Source organism: Streptomyces xanthii (genome assembly GCF_014621695.1).
Lineage (GTDB): Bacteria > Actinomycetota > Actinomycetes > Streptomycetales > Streptomycetaceae > Streptomyces > Streptomyces xanthii.
The window spans coordinates 785,099-805,413 of sequence record NZ_CP061281.1; the positions used below are offsets into that span (position 1 = coordinate 785,099).

Here is a 20,315-nt window from a genome sequence, read left to right on the forward strand (position 1 = left end):
GGTCCGGGTGTTCGGGTTCCGGGTGCGGCTCAGGAAGGACAGAGCGCGGCGGCCACGCGCTGGAGGTCGATGTACGGGCGGGTGTACAGCAGGAGGCGCCGGCCGGGATTGACCGTGAGGGGCACGGGCGCGGTGCCGGCGTCGTGTCGCACGCGACTCCCCCTCCGCCCCGGACCGGCCTGCCCGTCATGTCTGACGTCGTGTCTGACTGTCATGTCTAACAGGAGTCGGGCGCGTGGTGCGTTGCGGCAGCGTGAAATCGTTCAGGCCTGCGCGGCGCCGCCGCTCTCCACCCGCTCGACGAGCCGCTCGTGCAGCGCCGCGAGCCCGTCCGGCGGTACGGGGACCGGGCTGCCGGTCAGCGTGTACCACTCGTCGGCGTCCGTGTACTGGATCTCGACGCGGGCCAGACCGTCCGCCACCGGGACCGTGGCCAGCGTGACGTCCCCGGTGATGACCCCGACCTCGTCGGTCATCGCGCCGCCGGGCCCCGCCTCGATCGCGCTGACCAGCCTGCCGTCGTCCGCGGCGCCGGCCGTCATGAGCAGGTGTCCAGCATCTCGGTGAGGGTGTTCTTCTCGGCCTCGGTGACGGTGAGCGCGTAGGTCGCCTTCACCGCGGTCCACGAGCGGGCGTACGCGCACCAGTAGGACTTGGCCGGCGGCTGCCACTCGTCGGGGCCCTGGTCGCCCTTGGAGCGGTTCGACGCGGCGGACACCGACAGGAGCTGCGGGTGCGTCAGGTCGTTGGCGAAGGTCCTGCGCTCCTCCTGCGTCCACTTCGAGGCGCCCGAACGCCAGGCGTTGGCGAGCGGCACGGTGTGGTCGATGTCGAGGCCGGAGGCGTCGGTGAAGGTCTTGTCGTCGTAGACGCTGACCCAGGTGCCGGACACGGCGCGGCACTCGGCGTCCTTCTCGACGTCCTTGCCGTCGCGGGCGAGCACGGTCTCCCGCGTGTTGCAGTCCTCGCCCTGCTCCGCCCAGTGCGGGAACTTGGACCGGCTGTAGCCCGACATCGAGCCGTGCGGGCCCACCTTCAGGGTCGTGAGCAGCTGCCGGGCGCGCTGGGCCGTCGGCATGCCCGGCAGGGTGCCGGTGGCCTCGGGCGCGCCCGCGGCGCCGCTCTCCTGCGGGGCGCTCGCCCCGGCCGCCGGGGTTGCCGCCCCGTCCGCGTCGTCCTGCTGCGCCGCGCAGCCGCCCACCGCGAGCACGGCCAGCAGGCTCAATCCGGCACTCCACCACCGCGTCTGACGCCCCATGACCCGCCCTCTTCACTTCCGCCGAACTCCGTACTCCGCGCACTCTAGGCGGAGAAACGTCTCGGCAGGGGCGTGTCGACGGCAGCTTCACGCACGGACGGGCGATGTTCACCACCGTTCCGTACGGGCCGAACGCGCGCGCGACGGCCCGTCGCGGAGGCGGAGGTCAGGCGCCCGGCACGAGGTGCTCGGCCACGACCCGGGCGGCGTCGGCGACCAGTTGGTTCTGCGACGGGCCCTCGGGGGCGTAGGTCGTGGACAGGACGGACAGGACGATCGGCGCGCGGCCGGGGGGCCGGACGACGCCCACGTCGTTGGCGACGCCGTAGTCCGAGCCGCCGCCCGTCTTGTCCGCGAGCACCCAGTCGGCGGGCAGTCCCGCGCGGAAGCGCGCCTTGTTGGTCGAGTTGGCGACGAGCCAGCCGGTGAGGAGGTCCCGGTCGTCCCGTGCGAGGGCCTTGCCGACGACGAGCCGCGCGTACGTGAGGCCGGCGGCGTGCGGGGTCGTGACGTCCGTACGGCGCCAGGGTTCGGCGGAGTTGAGCTCGGGCTCCCAGCGGTCGAGACGGGTGATGTCGTCGCCGATCGAGCGGCAGAAGCGGGTGACGGCGGTGGGGCCGCCGAGCTCGCGCAGCAGCACGTTGGCGGCGGCGTTGTCGCTCTCGCTGACGGCGGCGGCGCACAGTTCGGCGACGGTGAGGCCGCCCGCGACGTTCTCGGGCAGGCCGGTGACCGGCGCGTGGCCCGCCTTGTCGACGTCGTCCTGTGTGTAGCGCAGGCGCCGGGCGAGGTACGTGCCGTCGCGGTCGAGGTCGCGCAGTACGGCGGCCACCGCGATGCCCTTGAACACGGAGCACACGGGGAAGCGTTCGCCGGCGCGGTGGCGGACGGTGCGGCCGGTGCCGAGGTCGTGGGCGTAGACGCCGAGCCGGGCCGCGTACCGGCGCTCCAGGGCGCGCAGCCGGCCGGTGACGGCGGATCCGCGCGGCGTCGTCACCGTCTTCGTGACCGGGACGGTGGCCGCGGCGGCGCCGCTCGCGGTGAGGGTGGCGGCCAGGGCGGTGCCCGCGCCGAGGGCGAGGATCGCGCGGCGCGAGGGGGACGTGGCGGTGGGCTCCAAAGTCGGTCTCCTCAGGTGTCGTGCGGTACGGGGCCGGCCCCGGGCCGGGCCCCTCGAGTCAACCCGGCGCCCGGCAGCCATGTCGAATACGCTGTCACCCTCGGACCGATTCACAACTCATATCGCCGCACGCCACAGGAGCGGAATGCTGACGGAACGGCATCTGGAGATCTTCGTCGCGCTCGCCGAGGAGGAGCATTTCGGCGCCGCCGCGCAGCGGGTGGGGATCACGCAGCCGCCCCTGTCGCAGGGGCTGCGGCGGCTGGAGGCGCTGCTCGGGGTGCGGCTGTTCGACCGCGACAGGGGTGTCGCGCTGACCGACGAGGGCGCGCTGCTGCTGCCGCACGCCCGGCGGGCTCTCGCGGCGCTGGCGCGGCTGCGGGAGATCGGTGCCCGTGAGCAGGCCGACGGGCGGCGGCTGCGACTCGGGTTCGCGCCCGAGGTGCCGGCCGCGCTCGCGGCGGCGGTGGCGGCGGCGCCCGGCCGCGGCGGGGAACGGCCCCGGCTCGCCGTGTCGACCGCGCCCACGACGACGCTCCTGTCCGACCTCTCGGCGGGCCGGCTCGATGTCGCGGTCGTCCGGCATCCCGCGGTGCTCGACGGTCTGGCGGCGGGTGAGGTGGTGCTGGTGCCGACCTGGGTGCTCTCCCCCGACGCGCCGCGCGGCGGGTCGGCGCCGCGGCTGCCCGTCGCGGTGCGGCCGCGCGAGGAGGCGCCGGCCGCGCACGACCTGTTCGTCGACACGCTGGCCAGCCGGGGCCGTGCGGTGGAGACGGTGGTGATCTCCGACGAGCGGGCGGGGCTCGCCCTCGTCGCCGCCGGGCAGGCCGTCCTGGTCACCGCCGACCGGACGCTCGCCGCGGCAGGCGTGGCGCGGCGTCCGGCCGACGATCCGGCGCTGCCGCTGCGGTTGCGGGTGGTCTGGGATCCGCGGGGTCCGGCCGCCGAGCAGACCGCCGCCACGGCGCGGCTCCTCGTGGACGCGCTCGCGCGGGAGGCGGCGCTGTGAGCGCGGGGCGCCGGCACGGCGAGGTGACGCGCGCGCTGCGGGAGTTGTTCGCGGACGCGGGGGTGAGGGGCTGGCTGCACGTGGCGGACCTGCGCCGGCCCGAGGCGGCCGTGACGCTCGACCCGGACGAGCGGCTGCCGATCGCCTCCGTCTACAAGGTGCCGCTGATGGTGGCGTTCTGCCGGCTCGCCGACGCGGGCACGCTCGATCCGGCGCAGCCGGTGACACTGGACCCGGCACGGCGGGTGGCAGGGCCCACCGGGCTCTCCCTCCTCCACGACCCCGTGTCCATGTCCTTGCGCGACCTCGTGGTGATGATGATGACGGTGTCCGACAACACGGCGGCCGACGCGGTGCTCCGCGCGGTGGGCCCGGACGTCGTCGACGAGACCTGCCGCGCCCTGGGACTGCCCGACACCCAGGTGCGGGGCGGTGTCACCAACACGTGGGCCCGGCTGGTGGAGGAGACGGGCACCGGTTCGCTGAGCGCGGCGATGCGGCGCCTGGCCAGCAACGACGCGACGGTCCCCGAGGACGTGTACGACCCGGCCCGCAAGTCCTCCTCCACGCCCGCCGACATCGCACGCCTGCTGCACGCCGTCTGGACGGACCGCGCGGCGTCGCCGGAACGCTGCGCGTTCATGCGCGAGGTGATGAGCCGCCAGGCCTGGCACCACCGACTCGCCTCCGGATTCCCGTACGACGGCGTCCGCGTGGCCGGCAAGACCGGCACTCTCGGCTCCCTGCGCCACGAGGCCGGCGTCGTCGAACTGCCGGACGGCGCCACCTACACGGCCGTGGTCTTCACACAGGCGGCCCGCGCGGACAGCGTGCTGCCCCGGGCGGACGCGGTGATCGGAGCGGCGGCCCGCCTGTCGGTGGAGGCGCTCCGCTCGATGGAGGGCGTCTGACGGGTACACGACGCGGGCCTGCTACGTGGCTGCCCGGCCGGGGGGGCCGCCTGATGGTGCGGGCAGGGCACGGGGTGATGGTCGACCAGCAACTCGGTCTCGGGCGGGACCCATGCCCCCTGGGGCGCACGAAGTGTGCCTTCAGGGGCGCGGGGAACTGCGCGATCAGCCACGACGGCGCAGCATTCGGCGATGATCCTCAGCCCCTACGGCGAGGCGCCGTGGGGAAGGCCGAGGCCGACTGGAACGCCCACGCACACTGGCGAGCACACCTGGTGCCGGAGTACGGCCCGAGGCGAAGGCCACTAGATCAGGCCCGCGCTCGGCACCGGGCGCGTTAGATACCCCCACCCCGCCCCACCCGCCCCGATTCGAGCCGTCCCACCGCCACCCGCCACGCCGCGATCACCGCCTCGCGGGCCCGTTCCGTGCGGGTGACCCGGTCGCCGGTCAGGCGCAGCGCGGGGCCGGCGTGGACGTGGAGTGCGGGGCGGCGGAGCGGCGCCGTGGCGAGGCCCGCGAGTTGTTTGACGGTGCCGCCCGAGACGAGGCGCCGCGATCCGGCCTGGCCCAGGGGGACGACGGGCGCGCCGGTGCGTTCGGCGAGGCGCGACAGCCCGCTGCGGAACTCCCCCGGTTCGGCCTCCCCCGCGTCGCGGCGCCGCGGCAGCCCGCCCTCGGCGTAGATGAGGACGGAGCGCCCGCTGTCGAGGGCCGCGGCGGCGAGGTCGAGCGAGCGGCCCGCGCGGGCGTCGGCGCGGTGCACCGGGATGTGGCCCTCGCGGGAGAGCGCGGCTCCGAGCACCGGTATCCGCCACAGCCCCGCGGCCGCCATGACGGCGGGCTCCGCGCCGAGCCGGTGCAGGGCGGCGAGGACGACGGCGGGGTCGGCGGTCGAGGTGTGGTTCGCGACGAAGATGCTGCCGGGGGCGAACTCGGCGCCGTCGTCGGCGCTCACGGTCAACCGTCCGGCGGCGGGCACCAGGACGTCGGCGAGGCGGCTGAGCATGCGGTCTCCACAAGTCATGGCCCGCACCGGCACCGGACTGCGAAGCGCTCGGGCGGCGGGACCATCGGGCTGGTCGACCCCATCGTCCGGCGCCCGGACCGTCCGCGGCCTGAGCCCCCGTACTCAACCCGCCTACTCACCCCGGCAGCCGTCCACCGGGCGCATCCGACCGGGTCACATGCGCCGGACCACCACCATCGCGACGAGCAGCACGGTCGCCCCCGCGCTCATCCCGTGCGCGACGACCGCGGCGAGCGGAAAGTGCCGCTCGGCCGTGCCCGCCTGGGAGTGCCGCCCGGAACTGGGCAGCCAGCGCAGCAGCATCGTGAAGCCGAGCGCGGCGACGACCAGGACGACGGCGCAGGCGGCCCAGGCCGAGCTGCGCGCGTCGCCTATCAGGAACACCCCCCACGCGGCGAGCCCGCCGACGGCGAGCACCACGTGCCCGAGCACGAGCCAGAGCGGCAGCCGGGTCACCCCCGGCGTGCGCTGGCGCAACCCCCCGTTGCGCACCCACACGGTGGCGAGATAGCTCCCGAGCGCCGCCGTCACCAGCCACGCGCACAGCACGAAGACCCGCATTCGCTCCCCCTGTTCTCCCCGGTCGCCCCGATACCGTCCCGAGCGCTCTCGGTCCAGCACAGCGCAGTCCAGGGGGAGCTGACGGACATCCATTCACCAATTCACTCGTTGGCGTGAATGTGCGGGTATCCGTCGCGTGTCAGCCGCGCACGGGTTCGAACTCCCGCTCCTCCGGGGCGGGTTCGGCCGCGGCCAGATCCCGGTGCAGCTTCTCGCCCTCGACGTCGACGTTCGGCAGCAGCCGGTCGAGCCACTTGGGGAGCCACCACGCGGACCGGCCGAGGAGCGCCATGACCGCGGGCACGATCGCCATGCGGACCACGAACGCGTCGAACAGGACGGCCACGGCCAGGCCGAAGCCCATCATCTTGATCATGTCGTCGTTCTCCAGGATGAAGCCGGAGAAGACGCTGATCATGATGATCGCGGCGGCGCCGACGACCCGCCCGCCGTGCCGGAAGCCGGTCACGACCGCCTGTCCGGGCCGTGCCCCGTGGACGTACGCCTCCCGCATCCGGGTCACGAGGAACACCTCGTAGTCCATGGCGAGGCCGAAGACCACGCCGATCATGAAGATCGGCATCATCGACATGATGGGGCCGGGCTGGTCGACGCCCACGATGTCGGCGAGCCAGCCCCACTGGAAGACCGCGACGACCGCGCCGAGCGCCGCCGCCACCGAGAGCAGGAAGCCGAGCGCCGCCTTCAGCGGGACGAGCACGGACCGGAACACGAGCATCAGCAGGACGAAGGCCAGGCCGACGACGAGCAGCAGGTACGGGACGAGGGCGTCGTCGAGGGTCTGCGAGAAGTCGATCGTCATGGCGGTCTGGCCGGTGACGAGCACCTCGGAGGAGGTCTCGGCCGACCAGTCCCCGGCGTCCGCGCGGATGGTCCGCACGAGTTCCTCGGTGGCATGGTCGCTGGGGCCCGTGGTCGGGACGACGGTGAGGATGGCGGTGTCGCCCGCCTCGTTGACCTGGGCCGGGGTGACGGCGGCGACGCCCTCGACCTTGCCGAGCGAGGTGCTGACGGTCTTCGCCGCGGCGGCCGCGTCGTTGCCGTCGACGGTCACCATCAGCGGGCCGTTGAAGCCGGCACCGAAGGACTCGGACAGCATGTCGTACGCCTTGCGCTGGGTGCTGTCCGGCGCCGAGGAGCCCTCGTCGGGCAGTCCGAGTTCGAGGCTCGCGGCCGGGACGGCGACCGCTCCGAGGCCGAGGACGGCGACGAGGAGCACGGCGAGCGGGCGGCGCAGCACGAACCGGGACCAGCGGGTGCCGAGGTTCGGCTTTCCCTCGCCCGCGGCCTGCGCGGGCGCCTTGCGGTCCTTGCGGCGCAGCACCTTGCGGCCGGCGAAGCCGAGCAGCGCGGGGATCATCGTGAGGGCGATGAGGACGGCGATCGCGACGGTGGCGGCCGCGGCCAGGCCCATCTTGGTGAGGATCGGGATGTTGACGACGGCGAGGCCCGCGAGGGCGACGATGACGGTGAGTCCGGCGAACACGACGGCGGAGCCGGCCGTCCCGACGGCGCGGCCCGCGGCCTCCTCGCCCTTGCGGCCCTCGGCGAGCTCGGCGCGGTAGCGGGAGACGATGAACAGGGCGTAGTCGATGCCGACCGCGAGGCCGATCATCATCGCGAGCGTGGACGTCGTGCCGGAGAGGTTGAGGACGCTGCCGAGCGCGGCGATGCCGGAGACGCCGATGCCGACCCCGATGATCGCGGTGAGCAGCGGCATGCCGGCGGCGACGAGCGAGCCGAACGTGATCAGGAGGACGACGGCGGAGACGGCGATGCCGATCATCTCGGCGCTGCCGCCCATCTCCTGCTCGGCCTGCACGGCGTCACCGCCGGACTCGACCGTGAAGCCGTCGGCGCGGGCCTCGTCGGTGGCCTTGGTCAGGGCGTCGTGCGCGGCGTCGGTCAGCTCGGTCCCGGGGACCTTGTAGGACACGGACGCGTAGGCGGTCGTGCCGTCCTTGCTGACGGCGTTCGCCTTGAAGGGGTCGGCGACGGAGGCGACCTGCGGGCCGGCGCCGAGCGCCTTGACCAGCTGCTCGACCTCGGTCTTCTGCGCGGGGTCGGTGAGCTTCTCGCCCTGCGGGGCGCGGATCACGACGCGGGCGGTCGCACCCTCGGCGCTCGCGGCGGGGAACTTCTGCTCGAGGAGGTCGAAGGCCTTCTGCGACTCGGTCCCCGGCATGGAGAAGGTGTCGGCGGGCGGGGCGGGCGCGGCCGACGAGGCGAAGCCGATCCCGCCGAGCAGCAGCACCCACAGGAGGGCGACGTAACGGCGGCGTCGGAAGGACAGCCGTCCTAGTTTGTACAGGAAGGTAGCCACGGCGAAAGGGACTCCCGTCGGGGATGGAAGAGGCAGGATCGACCGTCCGACGGTGCGTCGTCGCACGTCAGAGTGGTCGGCAGGATCGTGGTTCCATCGTCACCGCTGCCGGGGCCCGATCCGTCAGCCTGCAGGTCGGAGTCCGAGCCCGCGCTCGGCGTAGACACCGGTGGGGTGTGTCATCCCAGGGGAGGAGTCGTGGTGGATACGTGTAGACCCCCCGAATCGGTCACGGCGCGCTCGGCTGCTCCCGTGGGTGTAGCCCTCTTGGCCGGGGCCGGGTCGTCCTGGCAGATTGGGCCCGCCGAGCCCGTACTCGGATCCGGCGTCAACTTCAGAAGCTGCCGACCCCACACACGTGCCGATCACACACGTGCCGACCCCGGCCCTACAGACGTGCCGACCCCACAGACGTGCCGACTTCACAAAGGTGGACGATGAGCCCGCAGTTCGGTGACTACCAGTTCGAGATCTATCTGAACGGGCTGCGCGGGGTGACACCCACGCTGCCCATGGACTGGGCCTCCTTGGAGCAGCGGGCGCAGGCCGCGATGCCGGCCTCGGTCTGGTCCTACGTGGCCGGTGGCGCCGGCGACGAGCACACCCAGCGGGCCAATGTCCGGGCCTTCGAGCGGTACGGGCTGATGCCCCGGATGCTGGTGGGCGCCGCGCGGCGCGACCTGTCGGTGGACCTGTTCGGGCTGCGTCTGGAGTCGCCGCTTTTCATGGCGCCGGTCGGCGTGATCGGCCTGTGCGCCCAGGACGGGCACGGCGATCTGGCGACGGCGCGGGCGGCGGCGCGCACCGGGGTGCCGATGGTGGCGTCCACCCTGTCGGTCGACCCCATGGAGGACGTGGCGGCGGAGTTCGGCGACACCCCGGGCTTCTTCCAGCTCTACACGCCCACCGACCGGGAGCTCGCCGAGAGCCTCGTGAAGCGGGCCGAGGCCGCCGGGTTCAAGGGCATCGTCGTCACCCTCGACACCTGGGTCACCGGCTGGCGCCCCCGCGACCTGTCGACCTCCAACTTCCCGCAGCTGCGCGGCCATTGCCTGGCCAACTACACCTCCGACCCGCGCTTCAGGGAGTTGCAGCCGTCCACCGACCCGCAGGACGTCGTCGGCACCTGGGCCGGCGTCTTCGGCAACCCGCTCACCTGGGACGACCTGCCCTGGCTGCGCTCCCTCACCGAGCTGCCGCTGATCCTCAAGGGCCTGTGTCACCCCGAGGACGTACGGCGGGCCAGGGACGGCGGCGTCGACGGCATCTACTGCTCCAACCACGGCGGCCGCCAGGCCAACGGCGGGCTGCCCGCGCTCGACGCGCTGCCCGGAGTCGTCGAGGCGGCCGACGGGCTGCCGGTGCTCTTCGACTCCGGGGTGCGCTCGGGCGCCGACGTGGTCAAGGCGCTGGCGCTGGGCGCGACCGCGGTGGGCGTGGGACGCCCGTACGCGTACGGGCTGGCCGTCGGCGGCGAGGACGGGCTCGTGCACGTCCTGCGGTCGCTGCTCGCGGAGGCCGACCTGACGATGGCCGTGGACGGCTATCCGACGCTCGCCGATCTCACCCCGGAGTCCCTCGTCACCGTCCCACGCGCCTGACCGGGAGCCGCGCGAGGGCGGCGCGGGCCGCGTCCCAGCCGAAGTCGCCCTCGGCGAACCGGACGCCCATGTCGCGCAGCCGCCGTACGCTCGCCTCGTACGCGGGGTGCTTCGCCAGCGGGCCGTTCACGCTGGGCAGGGCGAGGACGGGGACGCCCGCGCCGTACGCCTCGCAGAGTGTCGCCACGGCGAGGGTGTCCGCGATGCCGCCCGCCCACTTGTTGACGGTGTTGAAGGTCGCGGGGACGACGACCATCGCGTCGGCGGGCGGGAACGGACGCGGGTCGGCCGGGGTGCGCCACTCGGAGCGCACCGGGCGCCCGGTGCGGGTCACGACGTCGTCCACGTCGAAGAACTCGCTGCCGAGCGCGGTGGGTGTCGCGATGACGCCGACCTCCCAGCCGAGGTCCTGTGCGGCGCCGATCAGTCCCCCGACCCCGTCGGCGGCCCCGGCGGCGCACACGACCACGTAGAGGAAGGGCGCGGTCGTCTCAGTCACGGCCCGCCACCTCCGTGAACTCCGTCGCGGCCGCGACGAAGGCGGCGAGCGCGGCGGCGGCCAGGTCCAGCCCGTCGTGCGGGGCGACCGGCTCGTCGAGATACGTGTCCCGGCGCAGTTCCAGCATCAGGGCGCTCACTCTCGGGTCGGTCCGGTAGTGGCGCAGGGGGACGTAGACGCCGGCGAACGGAGTGTCGAGCGCGCTCTCGCCCAGCGGGGCGAAGGCCTTGCGGGCCAGGTCGGTCAGGGCGGCGGGCGTGTGGAAGGGGTCCGTGCCGAGGCAGACGGGCGGGCGTGGGCCCGTGCCGTGGAGCTCGTAGGGCAGGGCGCGGCTCGGGTAGGAGTGCACGTCGACGATCACGGCGCGGCCGGTCGCGGCCAGCCGGCCCTCCACGGCGCGGGTCATCGCCTCCGCGTAGGGGGTGAAGTACGTGTCCAGGAGCGCGGCCTCGTCGGCGGGCGGCTCGGGGCGCAGCGGGGCGCGGTGCGTCGTGCGGGTGTAGACGGCGCCCATGCCGACGGCGCGCATCTCCTCGCGCTCGTCGGGGAAGCGTTCGGGGTCGACGACCAGCCGCGAGCGTTCGTTCACGAACACCCACGGTGCCGGGGCCGAGGGCGGCGTCGCGGCCGCCGCCCGCTCGGCGAGGGTCGCCGTGTGCGCGTCGGTGATGAGGTCCAACTCCCGCTCCAGCGCCGCGTCGTCGAGCAGCAGGCCCGCCCTGACCTGGGGCGGGACGGTGCGTGAGCCGTGCGGGACGTGCAGGACGACCGGCGACTGCGGGCTGCCGGGGACCAGCCGGAACGCGGGCCCGCGGTCGTCGGGTGCTGAGGTGTCCATGATTGCCATGCCGGGGAATATGCCCGGCCGGGGCCTGGTTGAGGCGGTCAGGCAAGGAGGAAACAGTGGAGCAGAAGTACTACGAGCACGGATCGGCCGCCGAGCGGTGGGAGCGTGCGCAGATGTTCTTCGACGCGAAGGAGTACACGACCGCGGCGAAGATCCTCGACGGGCTCGTCGAGGAGGTCCCGGAGCAGACCGGACCGCGCCTCCTGCTGGCCCGTTCCTACTACCACTCGGCCCAGCTGCGCCGCGCCGAGACGGAGCTGCGCACGATCGTCGAGCGCGACCCGGTCGAGCACTACGCCCGCCTGATGCTGGGCCGCACGCTCGAGCGCCAGGGCCGCGACGCCGAGGCGGCCCCCCACCTCAAGATGGCGTCGGCCCTCGCGGGCGACTTCCCGGAGTCCTGACCCGACGCCTCACCGGCGGGGACGCGAACACCATGCATGCCCCCTGGACCGCACGAAGTGCGTCCAGGGGGCATGCGGCTATGTAGCCGAGTCCACATCAGCGACTCCGTCGCGGGGCGCGCCCGACGGCCCGACGCGGGGCAGGCCACCGCCCTGGGGGCGCACGAAGTGTGCCCTTCAGGGGCGCGGGGAACTGCGCGACCAGCCACGACGGCGCTGTACTCGGGGACGATGCTCAGCCCCTACGGCGGCGACGCCGTAGCCGAGGCCGACCGATTCGCGCACCCGGCACCTGGGTGCCGCCTTGCCCACCCGTGCCGCCCCAGGCGGCAGACTGCCCAAGGCTGGGTCGAGCCGACCGGGTACGTACCCGGCGCGTGGGCGCAGGCCCAGGGGCGAGGGCGCCCGAATCTCACACAGAACCTGGGTGCAGGCCCAAGGCGGGCCGGCCGGATCACAAGTCCGGGGGCGGAGTACTGCCCGAGGCCAGGCGCCGGGCCGACGCGCCCCCGGAGGGGGCGGGTGGGTGGGAGCAGGGCGAGGGCTGATCGCAAGAGGGACCGGCGCCGATGGGAGCCAGCCCCGCCGGAGACAAGCGGCGGCCCCCACCAGAGGCGCGGAGGCCAGAGCAACCAGCTCCCCCGGCGGAGCCGAAGCACCCGACCCGCAGGGGCGCGGGGAACTGCGCGGCTGGCCACGACGACGGCGAACCGGCCCACGGCAGAGCCCAAGCAGCACCGGCCCGAACAGCCTCCACCAGGGGCGCGGGGAACTGCGCGACAAGCCACGACGGCGGCGAGCCGGACCACGGCGACCCACCCCCGGCGGAGCCGAAGCGCACCGGCCCGATCAGCCACGGCCCCCCGAGCGGAGCGCCTCCGTTAGCCTTGCCGAACGATGAACCGCACTGATCAGCCCACCCCCGCACTGCCCACCCCCTGGGGCGACCTGCACCTCACGCGCTACCCCGCGGACCCCCGAGACCGCCTCCGCGCCTGGGACGCCGCCGACGCCTACCTGCTCCGGCACCTCGCCGCCGCCGGCACCGACCTGTCGGGCTCCGTCGTCGTGCTCGGCGACCGCTGGGGCGCCCTCGGCACGGCCCTGACCGGCGCCCCCGGCTGCGCACCGGCACTGATCACGGACTCGTACCTGGGCGAGCGCGCCACGCAGGAGAACCTGCACCGCCACTCCCGCACCGCCGCCCGCCTCCTCACGACCCAGGACGCCCCGCCGCAGCGGATCGACGTGCTGCTCGTCCGCGTGCCCAAGAGCCTGGCCCTCCTGGAGGACCAGCTGCACCGGCTGCGCCCGGCGCTGCACGAGGGCACCGTCGTGGTGGGCACCGGCATGGTCAAGGAGATCCACACCTCGACCCTCCAGCTGTTCGAGCGGATCATCGGCCCGACCCGCACCTCGCTCGCCGAGCAGAAGGCGCGGCTGATCTTCACGACGCCGGACCTCTCCTCGGAGCCGGGCGCGAACCCGTGGCCGTACCGCTACGAACTCCCGGGCGACATCGGGGTCCTCGCGGGCCGCACGGTGGAGAACCACGCCGGGGTGTTCTGCGCCGACCGCCTCGACATCGGCACCAGGTTCTTCCTGAAGCACCTTCCGGAGGGCACGGCCGCCCGCCGCATCGTGGACCTGGGCTGCGGCAACGGCGTGGTCGGTACGGCGGCGGCGCTGACGCACCCCGACGCGGAGGTGCTGTTCACGGACGAGTCGCACCAGGCGCGCGCCTCGGCCGAGGCGACGTACGCGCTGAATGCCAAGGACCGTCCGGGGGCGGCCGAGTTCCGGGTGGGCGACGGGCTCGCCGGTGTGCCCGAGGGCAGCGTGGACCTCGTCCTGAACAATCCGCCGTTCCATTCGCACCAGGCGACGACCGACGCGACGGCGCTGCGCATGTTCGCGCAAGCCCGCGACGCGCTCGCCCCCGGTGGCGAGCTGTGGGTGGTCGGCAACCGCCACCTCGGCTACCACGTGAAGCTGCGCCGCCTGTTCGGCGCCAGTGAACTCGTGGCGAGCGACCCGAAGTTCGTGGTTCTGAAGGCGACGAAGCGCGCCCCGCGCGCGCGTCGCGGCTGATCCCCCGCGGCCGGGCGCGGGCTCAGTCCGTCGGCTCGTCGGCGGGCGCGTAGGCGAAGCGCACGACCATCGAGTGGAACAACTCCCGCTCCTCGGGCGTGAAGCACGTGGTCAGCCGCTCTTCCGTGCGGCTGACCGCCGCCGCGACCTGGTCGTACATCGCCCGCCCCGCGTCCGTCACGACGATGGCGTGGGCCCTGCGGTCCGTCGGATGTGCTTCGCGGCGCACCAGGCCGCGCGCCTCCAGCGTGTCCAGCGTGCGGACCATCATCGACTTGTCCACCCCCATGCTGTCCACGAGTTGGCGCTGCGTCTGCATGCCGAGCAGGCAGATGTGCAGCAGGATCCCGGCGTGGTGGTTCTCCAGGTCCAAGGGCGCCAGCTCCTGCGAGAAGAGGCGCGCCGCCCGGAGGTGGGCGTGACGAAGGGCCAGGCCCATGGACGGCTGCTGCGGGGCGGGGGTCTCGTTCATCGAGTTCAGTATAGGGGTGCGCAAGACAGTCTCATATGAGACTGTCTCTCCAGACACGACATTCGCTCTGGGGGTACGCCATGTCGCTCCAACCTGCCCGCCCGCGTTGGCCGTTGGTCACGCTGCGGGTCACCGCCGCGCTCGTCGCCCTGCTCGCGCTGGCGCAGCCGTTCCTGGCCGGGGGGCTCCTGCAGGGGTTCTACACACTGCTCGACGCCCACGAGATGGCCGCGATGATCCTCGGGACGGCCGTCGTGCTGGCCGTCGCCGCGGCCCTGCTGGTCTGGCGCCTCGGCGGCAGTCCCGGCACGTTCGCCGTCCGGTACACGGTCCTGCTCGTCCTGTGCGTGGCGCAGATCAGCCTCGGGTTCAGCCGCGTGCTCATCCTGCACATCCCGCTCGGTGTCGGCATCTTCGTGATGGCCGAGAAGTTCGCCGCCGACGTCTTCCGCCACAGGCCCGGAACCGAGCCCACCACCGCGCCCGGCGCCGAAACGGCCGCCTCCACCGAACCCGCCGGAGTCCAGGCATGAGCGGAGCGAAGGTCTGGAGCCGCCGCAGGTTCCTCGGTGTGGGCGCCGCGGGTCTGCTCGGCGCCGGAGGCGTCGCGGTCGGCCTGCCCGCGCTCGGTGCGCTGATCCCCACCGGACAGCCCGGCCTCCTGCTGCGCAGCAAGGTCCCGCTGCCCGAGCGGTACGCGACGCGGCTGCCGGTGCCGCCCGTGCTCCGGCCGGCCCGCACCGACGGCACCACCGACCACTACGAGATCACCGCACGTCCGGGCCTGGCCCGGCTGGTGCCGGGCCACGACACGGCGGTCTGGGGCTACGACGGCCTGTTCCCCGGCCCGACGATCGAGTCGCGCTCGGGACGCCGGACCGTGGTCACCCACCGCAACGAACTGCCGCGCCCGACCGTCGTGCATCTGCACGGCGGCCACACCCCGCAGGCCTCCGACGGCTACCCGACCGACCTGATCGCCCCGCTCGGTGCCACCGCAGGTCACCACGCGGGCGGGACAAACGGCATGCCGGGCATGGGCCGGGCGACGCTCCGGCCCGAGCGCGTCTACGACTACCCGATGAACCAGCGGGCCGCGACGCTCTGGTACCACGACCACACGATGGGCTTCACCGGTCCGAACGTGTACCGGGGGCTGGCCGGCTTCCACCTGGTGCGCGACGACGAGGAGGAGGCGCTCGGCCTGCCGCGGGGCCCGCGGGAGCTGCCGCTGATGATCGCCGACCGTTCGTTCGACGCCGACGGCTCCTTCGCCTACCCCGCACCGGGCCCGCACGGGACCGAACCCGGTGTCGAGGGCCCCTACATGAACGGCGTGCTGGGCGACGTCGTCCTGGTCAACGGCGCACCCTGGCCGGTCGCCCCGGTGGACCGTGCCCGCCACCGGCTGCGCATCCTCAACGCCTCCAACGCGCGCCGCTACCGGCTGGAGCTTGACCCGCAGCCGCCGGGCGGTGGCGGGCTGTTGCAGATCGGCTCCGACGGCGGCCTGCTGGAGCGCCCGGTCGCGCACGACGCCGTCGAACTGGCTCCGGCCGAACGCTTCGACGTGGTGGTCGACTTCGCCCGCTATCCGGCCGGCAGCCGGGTGCGGCTGGTCAACCGGCTCGGCAGCGGTGGAACGGCCGAGGTCATGCGCTTCGACATCGGCACGGCCCGGGTGCGGGACGACTCGCGGGCGCCCCGCGGCAGGCTGTCCGAGGTCGCGAAGCTGGACCCGGCCAAGGCCGTGGCCACCCGGACCTTCGTCTTCCAGAAGTCGGAGAAGAACTGGACGATCAACGGCCAGGAGTACCGGCCCGGCCGTTCGCTGGCCGCGCCGAAGCTCGGGAAGGTGGAGATCTGGCGGTTCCTCACCGACTTCCACCACCCGGTCCACCTGCACCTGGACCCGTTCCAGGTCATCAGCCGCGACAGGGCCGCTCCCGGAAGGTTCGACGCGGGCTGGAAGGACACCGTCGACGTGCTGCCCGCCCAGGGCGTGGAAGTGGCGGTCCGCTTCACCGACTACGCGGGCCGGTTCCTGCTGCACTGCCACAACCTCGAACACGAGGACATGGCGATGATGGCGGAGTTCGTCACCGAGCGGTGACGGCCAGGGCCTGTCGCCTCCCACTCACGGCGGCCACTGCTGAGTGTGGCTACTTGACGCAGGCCAGGCCCGCCGCCAGCAGGCACACCCCGCCGCACCCGCCGAGGAACGCTCCGGCGCCCCACACCTCGGCGACCAGCCCGGCGAGCGGGAACAGGAGGGGGCTGAGGCCGAGCGTGCACAGGGACGTCACGGAGGCTACGCGGCCGAGGTAGGCGGAGTCGGTGGCCTGTTGGAGCAGGGCGTGCCCCAGGACCATGGGGACCCCGCCCGCGGCGCCGAGCGCGGCGCACAGGGCGACGGCGGCGCCGGGGGCCGGCCCGGTCAGGCCGAGCGACGAGACGAGCACAGCGGTGAGCAGCAGGGAGCCGGCGAGCGCGGCGCGGGGTGCGGGCACTGCTCGTACGGCGCTCAGGGCGATGCCCACCGCCGCGCCGGCCGCGCTGAACGCGCCCAGCAGCAGGGAGAGCGTGCCGGGGGTCCAGCCGCGTTCGCCGGTGAGCAGGACGAGGGCGGTGCCGACGGGTCCGCTGAAGCACATCTCGCCGAGGCCGATGACGGCGACGAGGCGCAGGAGCGCCGGTCGGGCACGTAAGTACCGTAACCCGTCGGCCAGTTGGGCCCGCATCGGTGTCCGTTCCGGTGCGGGGCGACTCGGGCCGCGTACCCGGAGCGCGGCCAGGAGGACGAGCGAGACGGCGAACAGGGCGCCGACGGCGGCGAACGCGCCCGGCGCCCCGCCCGCGGTCAGCGCGGCAGCGGCACCGAGCGGGCCGACGGTGTTGGCGAGGCGCACGGCGAGCGAGCGCAGCCCCTGCACCCGCGTGAGCCGGTCGCGGCCGGCCAGCAGGGCGGGCAGGGCTCCCACAGCGGGCAGGAACAGCGCGTCGGCGACGCCGAAGCAGACGGCGAGCACGCACAGGGGGACGAGTTCGGGGCCCCGCACGTACGTCAGGGCCGCGGCCGCCAGGACGGTCAGGCAGCGCACCAGGTCGCTGCCGATGAGGACACCCCGGGGACCGAACCGGTCGGCGAGGACCCCTCCGCCGAGCATCAGGACGGCGCGCGGCACGGCGCCGGCCGCGAGCACGAGCCCGGCGCGGGCCGGTCCGGCGGCTTCGGCGACGGCCCAGGTCAGGGCGGTGAAGTAGACGACGTCACCGGTGACCGAGGTGGTGTACGCGCCGAGCCAGCGCACGAGGTCGCGGTCCCGGTGGACGGCCGTGCCGTGCGCGGTGGCGGTCACGTCCCCGCGTCCCGGGCCCTGTCCGCCCCCGCGTCCGGGTCCGTGTCCGGATGTGCGGGGAAGGCCTGGAACTGGACGACGGCCGCCTGCGCGCCGGGGCTCGCCTCCCGCTGCCGGTACCGGTCGACGACGGCGTACAACTCGTCCTTGAGCGCGGCGAGTTCGCGGGGCGTGACCTGGACGGAGAAGTCACTGAAGGCGGAGACGGCGAACCAGGCGTCGGGCATGGCGGGCACGGTCTGCCCGGCTGCGCGGCGCAGGGTGTCGGCGGCGGTCAGCGCCACCGCCTGCGTGTAGGCGCGCCCGTCGGGTCCGCCGTGCTCCGCCGGGTCGTGCTGCGAGGCGGGGTGCAGGGCGCGCCACCAGCGGTCGCGCCGCGTCCCGCGCCCGGTGTCCTCCTCGATGAGCCCGCCGGCGGCGAGACGCCGCAGGTGGTAGCTGGCGGCGCCGGAGTCCAGCTCGAAGTGGCGGGCCAACTGCCGTGCGGTGGCGGGCCCTTCGCGGCGCAGCCGGTTGAGCAGGGCGAGCCGCGTCGGGTGGGCGAGGACGCGCAAGGCCTGGGTGTCGAGCGTGACGTCGTCGTCGGTCATGGCGCCCGAGCCTAGAAGCAGAAGACTTCTTCCGGAAGACTTGTTCGCAAAGGAGCTTCGAAAGGGGGCTTCGAAAAGGAGCTTCGCAAACACCTCACCACAGTGAGCGTTTACTACGCTGCGCGGCGCCCACACCCCCGCCCCGCCATAGTAAAAAGCAGTAACTCCCCGCGACCTCTTGCCAGTTGGTAGCAACCGCTTACATCCTGCCGCCCATGAGACCTCCCACTCCACGCACGCGCCGGGTGCTCGTCACCCTGGGCGCCACCGCACTGCTCACCCTGGGCTCCGCCGGTCAGAGCTGGGCCTCGACCCCCACCGTCCGCTGGTCGTCGGGCGCGCCCGCGCCCGTCACCGAACTCCGCCTGCCGATGTCCGTCGACGCCGCGCCGGACGCCTCCGGCCTCTACTTCGCGTACTACACGACGCTGGAGAGCGGCACGCGCCCGTACGCCGGGTTCCAGCCCAAGCCCGTGGACAGCAGCGGGCGGTCCCAACTCCAGGCCATTTTCAGTTCGTTCAACGCGAACGCCACGACGACCGACAGCAACTGCCAGTACGGGGCCGACGGCGGCGCGGGCGTGAGCTGCGCGGTCCGCTTCCCGTACACCAAGGGCACGATGTACACCCTCGTCCTCAAACGAGCCGGTGACGACGGCAGTACGCAGCTGATGACCGGCGACGTGGTGAACACGGCCACCGGGGCGCAGGTCGCGCACATCGGGAGTTTCCGGCTGCCCGTGGCCTCGGGCCGCTTCAGGACCTCCGACGCCGGCTTCATCGAGCCGTATCTGACGGCGGGTTGCGCGCAGCAGGTGACGGTGACGTACGGCAAGCCGCAGGGCGTCGAGGCCGGCGTCACCTATACCGGTGGCCTGCCGACGGTCACCGACCCGTCCTCCGGGAGCTGCCTGAGCAGCACGTCCACCGACACCGGGGCGGGCCGGCGCGTCACGGTCACCGGGAACCAGTACACGGGCGGTTGACCGTCATCGGCCCGCACCGGGACGAGGCTTGTCGGAAGGAATCCCTCCGGGCGACCATGCCCTCATGAAGGGTGATCTTTTCGCGAGTGAGTTCATGGTGCAGCCCGCTGTCGCGCCGGGCATGACCGTCGAGAACGCCAAATCGATCCGGTACGTGGTCGACGGCGAGATGCTGGCGCGGCAGGGGGCGATGATCGCCTATCGGGGGAACCTGCAGTTCGAGCGCAAGGGCCAGGGCGTCGGCGGCATGCTCAAGCGGGCCGTCACCGGCGAGGGCCTGGCGCTGATGAAGGTGCGCGGCCAGGGCGAAGCCTGGTTCGCGCAGGAGGCGCAGAACGTCTTCGTGATCGACATCGAGCCCGGCGACGTCTTCACGGTCAACGGGCGCAACGTCCTGTGCTTCGACTCCACCCTCTCCTACGAGATCAAGACGGTGAAGGGCGCGGGCATCACCGGCGGCGGCCTGTTCAACAGCGTGTTCACCGGCCAGGGCCGGCTCGGTCTGGTCTGCGAGGGCAATCCGCTCGTGCTGCCGGTCTCGCCGCAGCAGCCGGTGTTCGTCGACACGGACGCGGTCGTCGGCTGGACCGCGCAGTTGCGCACGTCGCTGCACCGTTCGCAGTCCATCGGCTCGATGATCCGGGGCGGCTCCGGCGAGGCCGTCCAGCTGAAGCTGGAGGGCGAGGGTTTCGTCGTGGTCCGCCCGAGCGAGGCGACGCCGCAGAAGCCGCAGCAGCACTAGGGCCTTTCTTTCGGATCAGGCCGGGGTCCGGTTCCGGTGTTCACGGACCGCGATCTCGGCCAGCTTGGTGAGCATCATGCCGTTGCGCACCTTCACCAGGTAGTCCACCGGGAGACCGTGCATCCGGGTGCCGGGGCCGCGCAGCGGATGCCAGTCGAGCTCGAACAGGGTGTGCTCGCCCCAGGGGATCAGCCGCATGGCGATCCGTGCCGCGCCGAACGGATCGGCCTTCGCCTCCAGCTCGAGGCGGCGCTGCGGCTCGCAGATGCGGACCGTGCTCGTGTCCTCGAGGGTCAGCGGCCCCACCCCGACCCGCACCTTCAGCGCGGCGCCCACCTCGGGCCAGTCCGGGTCGGCGCCGAGCACCCGCTGCGTCCCGGTCACCCATTCCCCGTACCGGTAGCCGTCGCTCAAAAGCCCCCAGACCTCGGCGGGCGAACTGAGGATCAGCCGGCGATTGCGGGCCACGGCCTTCACGCTCCTTCCGGGAA

22 protein-coding genes are annotated in these 20,315 nt (G+C 73.4%); 9 read left to right on the forward strand and 13 right to left on the reverse strand.

The window, feature by feature from the left end; genetic code table 11:
* Positions 1-29: 29 nt before the first annotated feature.
* The 4 genes from IAG42_RS38315 to bla all read right to left on the reverse strand — a co-directional run bounded on the left by IAG42_RS38315 (position 30) and on the right by bla (position 2,378).
* Positions 30-152: a putative leader peptide gene (locus tag IAG42_RS38315; protein ID WP_262928304.1), complete on the reverse strand. Its 123-nt coding sequence runs from the start codon at positions 150-152 to the stop codon at positions 30-32.
* Positions 153-263: 111 nt separating this feature from the next.
* Positions 264-542 (reverse strand): hypothetical protein, encoded by a 279-nt coding sequence (locus tag IAG42_RS03840; RefSeq protein ID WP_188335594.1) that lies wholly within the window; start codon positions 540-542, stop codon positions 264-266.
* The gene (locus IAG42_RS03845) at positions 539-1,258 is read right to left on the reverse strand and encodes an HNH endonuclease family protein (protein ID WP_188335595.1); all 720 of its coding nucleotides are present in this window, start codon (positions 1,256-1,258) and stop codon (positions 539-541) included. Before IAG42_RS03845 ends, IAG42_RS03840 begins: the two co-directional genes overlap by 4 nt.
* Positions 1,259-1,424: 166 nt before the next feature.
* Positions 1,425-2,378, reverse strand: coding sequence for a class A beta-lactamase (gene bla / locus IAG42_RS03850; protein ID WP_223205847.1), 954 nt, complete (start codon positions 2,376-2,378; stop codon positions 1,425-1,427).
* Between the two features lie 145 nt (positions 2,379-2,523).
* On the opposite strand from bla, the gene IAG42_RS03855 reads away from it, so the two are divergent.
* Together IAG42_RS03855 and IAG42_RS03860 are read left to right on the forward strand one after the other, a co-directional pair.
* Positions 2,524-3,387: a LysR family transcriptional regulator gene (locus IAG42_RS03855; protein WP_188335597.1), complete on the forward strand. Its 864-nt coding sequence runs from the start codon at positions 2,524-2,526 to the stop codon at positions 3,385-3,387.
* Entirely contained in the window at positions 3,384-4,298 is a 915-nt protein-coding gene (locus IAG42_RS03860) for a serine hydrolase (RefSeq protein ID WP_188335598.1), read from the forward strand. Before IAG42_RS03855 ends, IAG42_RS03860 begins: the two co-directional genes overlap by 4 nt.
* A gap of 337 nt (positions 4,299-4,635) precedes the next feature.
* On the opposite strand, the gene IAG42_RS03865 is transcribed toward IAG42_RS03860, so the two are convergent.
* The 3 genes from IAG42_RS03865 to IAG42_RS03875 form a co-directional block, all read right to left on the reverse strand.
* Complete coding sequence (locus IAG42_RS03865) at positions 4,636-5,307, reverse strand: lysophospholipid acyltransferase family protein (protein WP_188335599.1); 672 nt, start codon at positions 5,305-5,307, stop codon at positions 4,636-4,638.
* Between the two features lie 174 nt (positions 5,308-5,481).
* Positions 5,482-5,889, reverse strand: a complete 408-nt coding sequence (locus IAG42_RS03870; protein ID WP_188335600.1) for a hypothetical protein — start codon at positions 5,887-5,889, stop codon at positions 5,482-5,484.
* A 139-nt stretch (positions 5,890-6,028) separates the two neighbouring features.
* Complete coding sequence (locus tag IAG42_RS03875) at positions 6,029-8,233, reverse strand: MMPL family transporter (protein WP_188335601.1); 2,205 nt, start codon at positions 8,231-8,233, stop codon at positions 6,029-6,031.
* 437 nt (positions 8,234-8,670) lie between these two features.
* Here IAG42_RS03875 and IAG42_RS03880 point away from each other — a divergent pair, with 437 nt between their 5' ends.
* The gene (locus tag IAG42_RS03880) at positions 8,671-9,834 is read left to right on the forward strand and encodes an alpha-hydroxy-acid oxidizing protein (RefSeq protein ID WP_188335602.1); all 1,164 of its coding nucleotides are present in this window, start codon (positions 8,671-8,673) and stop codon (positions 9,832-9,834) included.
* Here the strand turns inward: IAG42_RS03880 and IAG42_RS03885 are convergent.
* Both IAG42_RS03885 and IAG42_RS03890 read right to left on the reverse strand, forming a co-directional pair.
* The gene (locus IAG42_RS03885) at positions 9,815-10,333 is read right to left on the reverse strand and encodes a flavoprotein (RefSeq protein ID WP_188335603.1); all 519 of its coding nucleotides are present in this window, start codon (positions 10,331-10,333) and stop codon (positions 9,815-9,817) included. The two genes, IAG42_RS03880 and IAG42_RS03885, sit on opposite strands and share 20 nt — an antisense overlap.
* A complete protein-coding gene (locus tag IAG42_RS03890; RefSeq protein ID WP_188341170.1) occupies positions 10,326-11,171 on the reverse strand; it encodes an N-formylglutamate amidohydrolase in 846 nt (281 codons plus the stop codon). The genes IAG42_RS03885 and IAG42_RS03890 overlap by 8 nt, the downstream gene beginning before the upstream one ends.
* A gap of 122 nt (positions 11,172-11,293) precedes the next feature.
* Here IAG42_RS03890 and IAG42_RS03895 point away from each other — a divergent pair, with 122 nt between their 5' ends.
* Entirely contained in the window at positions 11,294-11,584 is a 291-nt protein-coding gene (locus IAG42_RS03895; RefSeq protein ID WP_384623388.1) for a tetratricopeptide repeat protein, read from the forward strand.
* A 927-nt stretch (positions 11,585-12,511) separates the two neighbouring features.
* Complete coding sequence (locus IAG42_RS03900; protein WP_188341171.1) at positions 12,512-13,675, forward strand: methyltransferase; 1,164 nt, start codon at positions 12,512-12,514, stop codon at positions 13,673-13,675.
* Between the two features lie 22 nt (positions 13,676-13,697).
* Here the strand turns inward: IAG42_RS03900 and IAG42_RS03905 are convergent, their stop codons facing one another.
* Entirely contained in the window at positions 13,698-14,147 is a 450-nt protein-coding gene (locus IAG42_RS03905) for a MarR family winged helix-turn-helix transcriptional regulator (protein ID WP_188335605.1), read from the reverse strand.
* A gap of 80 nt (positions 14,148-14,227) precedes the next feature.
* On the opposite strand from IAG42_RS03905, the gene IAG42_RS03910 reads away from it, so the two are divergent.
* Together IAG42_RS03910 and IAG42_RS03915 are read left to right on the forward strand one after the other, a co-directional pair.
* A complete protein-coding gene (locus IAG42_RS03910; protein ID WP_188335606.1) occupies positions 14,228-14,680 on the forward strand; it encodes a hypothetical protein in 453 nt (150 codons plus the stop codon).
* Positions 14,677-16,260 carry a multicopper oxidase family protein gene (locus IAG42_RS03915; protein WP_188335607.1) on the forward strand — a complete coding sequence of 528 codons (1,584 nt, stop codon included), beginning with the start codon at positions 14,677-14,679 and terminating at the stop codon, positions 16,258-16,260. Before IAG42_RS03910 ends, IAG42_RS03915 begins: the two co-directional genes overlap by 4 nt.
* A 49-nt stretch (positions 16,261-16,309) precedes the next feature.
* Here the strand turns inward: IAG42_RS03915 and IAG42_RS03920 are convergent, their stop codons facing one another.
* Both IAG42_RS03920 and IAG42_RS03925 read right to left on the reverse strand, forming a co-directional pair.
* Positions 16,310-17,506 carry an MFS transporter gene (locus IAG42_RS03920; RefSeq protein WP_188335608.1) on the reverse strand — a complete coding sequence of 399 codons (1,197 nt, stop codon included), beginning with the start codon at positions 17,504-17,506 and terminating at the stop codon, positions 16,310-16,312.
* Positions 17,503-18,096: a winged helix-turn-helix domain-containing protein gene (locus IAG42_RS03925; RefSeq protein WP_188335609.1), complete on the reverse strand. Its 594-nt coding sequence runs from the start codon at positions 18,094-18,096 to the stop codon at positions 17,503-17,505. The genes IAG42_RS03920 and IAG42_RS03925 overlap by 4 nt, the downstream gene beginning before the upstream one ends.
* Positions 18,097-18,311: 215 nt before the next feature.
* Between IAG42_RS03925 and IAG42_RS03930 the strand changes: the two genes are divergently transcribed.
* Together IAG42_RS03930 and IAG42_RS03935 are read left to right on the forward strand one after the other, a co-directional pair.
* Positions 18,312-19,082, forward strand: a complete 771-nt coding sequence (locus IAG42_RS03930) for a DUF3472 domain-containing protein (protein WP_188335610.1) — start codon at positions 18,312-18,314, stop codon at positions 19,080-19,082.
* 64 nt (positions 19,083-19,146) lie between these two features.
* Positions 19,147-19,824: an AIM24 family protein gene (locus tag IAG42_RS03935; RefSeq protein ID WP_188335611.1), complete on the forward strand. Its 678-nt coding sequence runs from the start codon at positions 19,147-19,149 to the stop codon at positions 19,822-19,824.
* A gap of 15 nt (positions 19,825-19,839) precedes the next feature.
* On the opposite strand, the gene IAG42_RS03940 is transcribed toward IAG42_RS03935, so the two are convergent.
* On the reverse strand, positions 19,840-20,292 hold the full coding sequence (locus IAG42_RS03940; protein ID WP_188335612.1) for an SRPBCC family protein: 453 nt from the start codon (positions 20,290-20,292) through the stop codon (positions 19,840-19,842).
* Between the last annotated feature and the right edge of the window lie 23 nt (positions 20,293-20,315).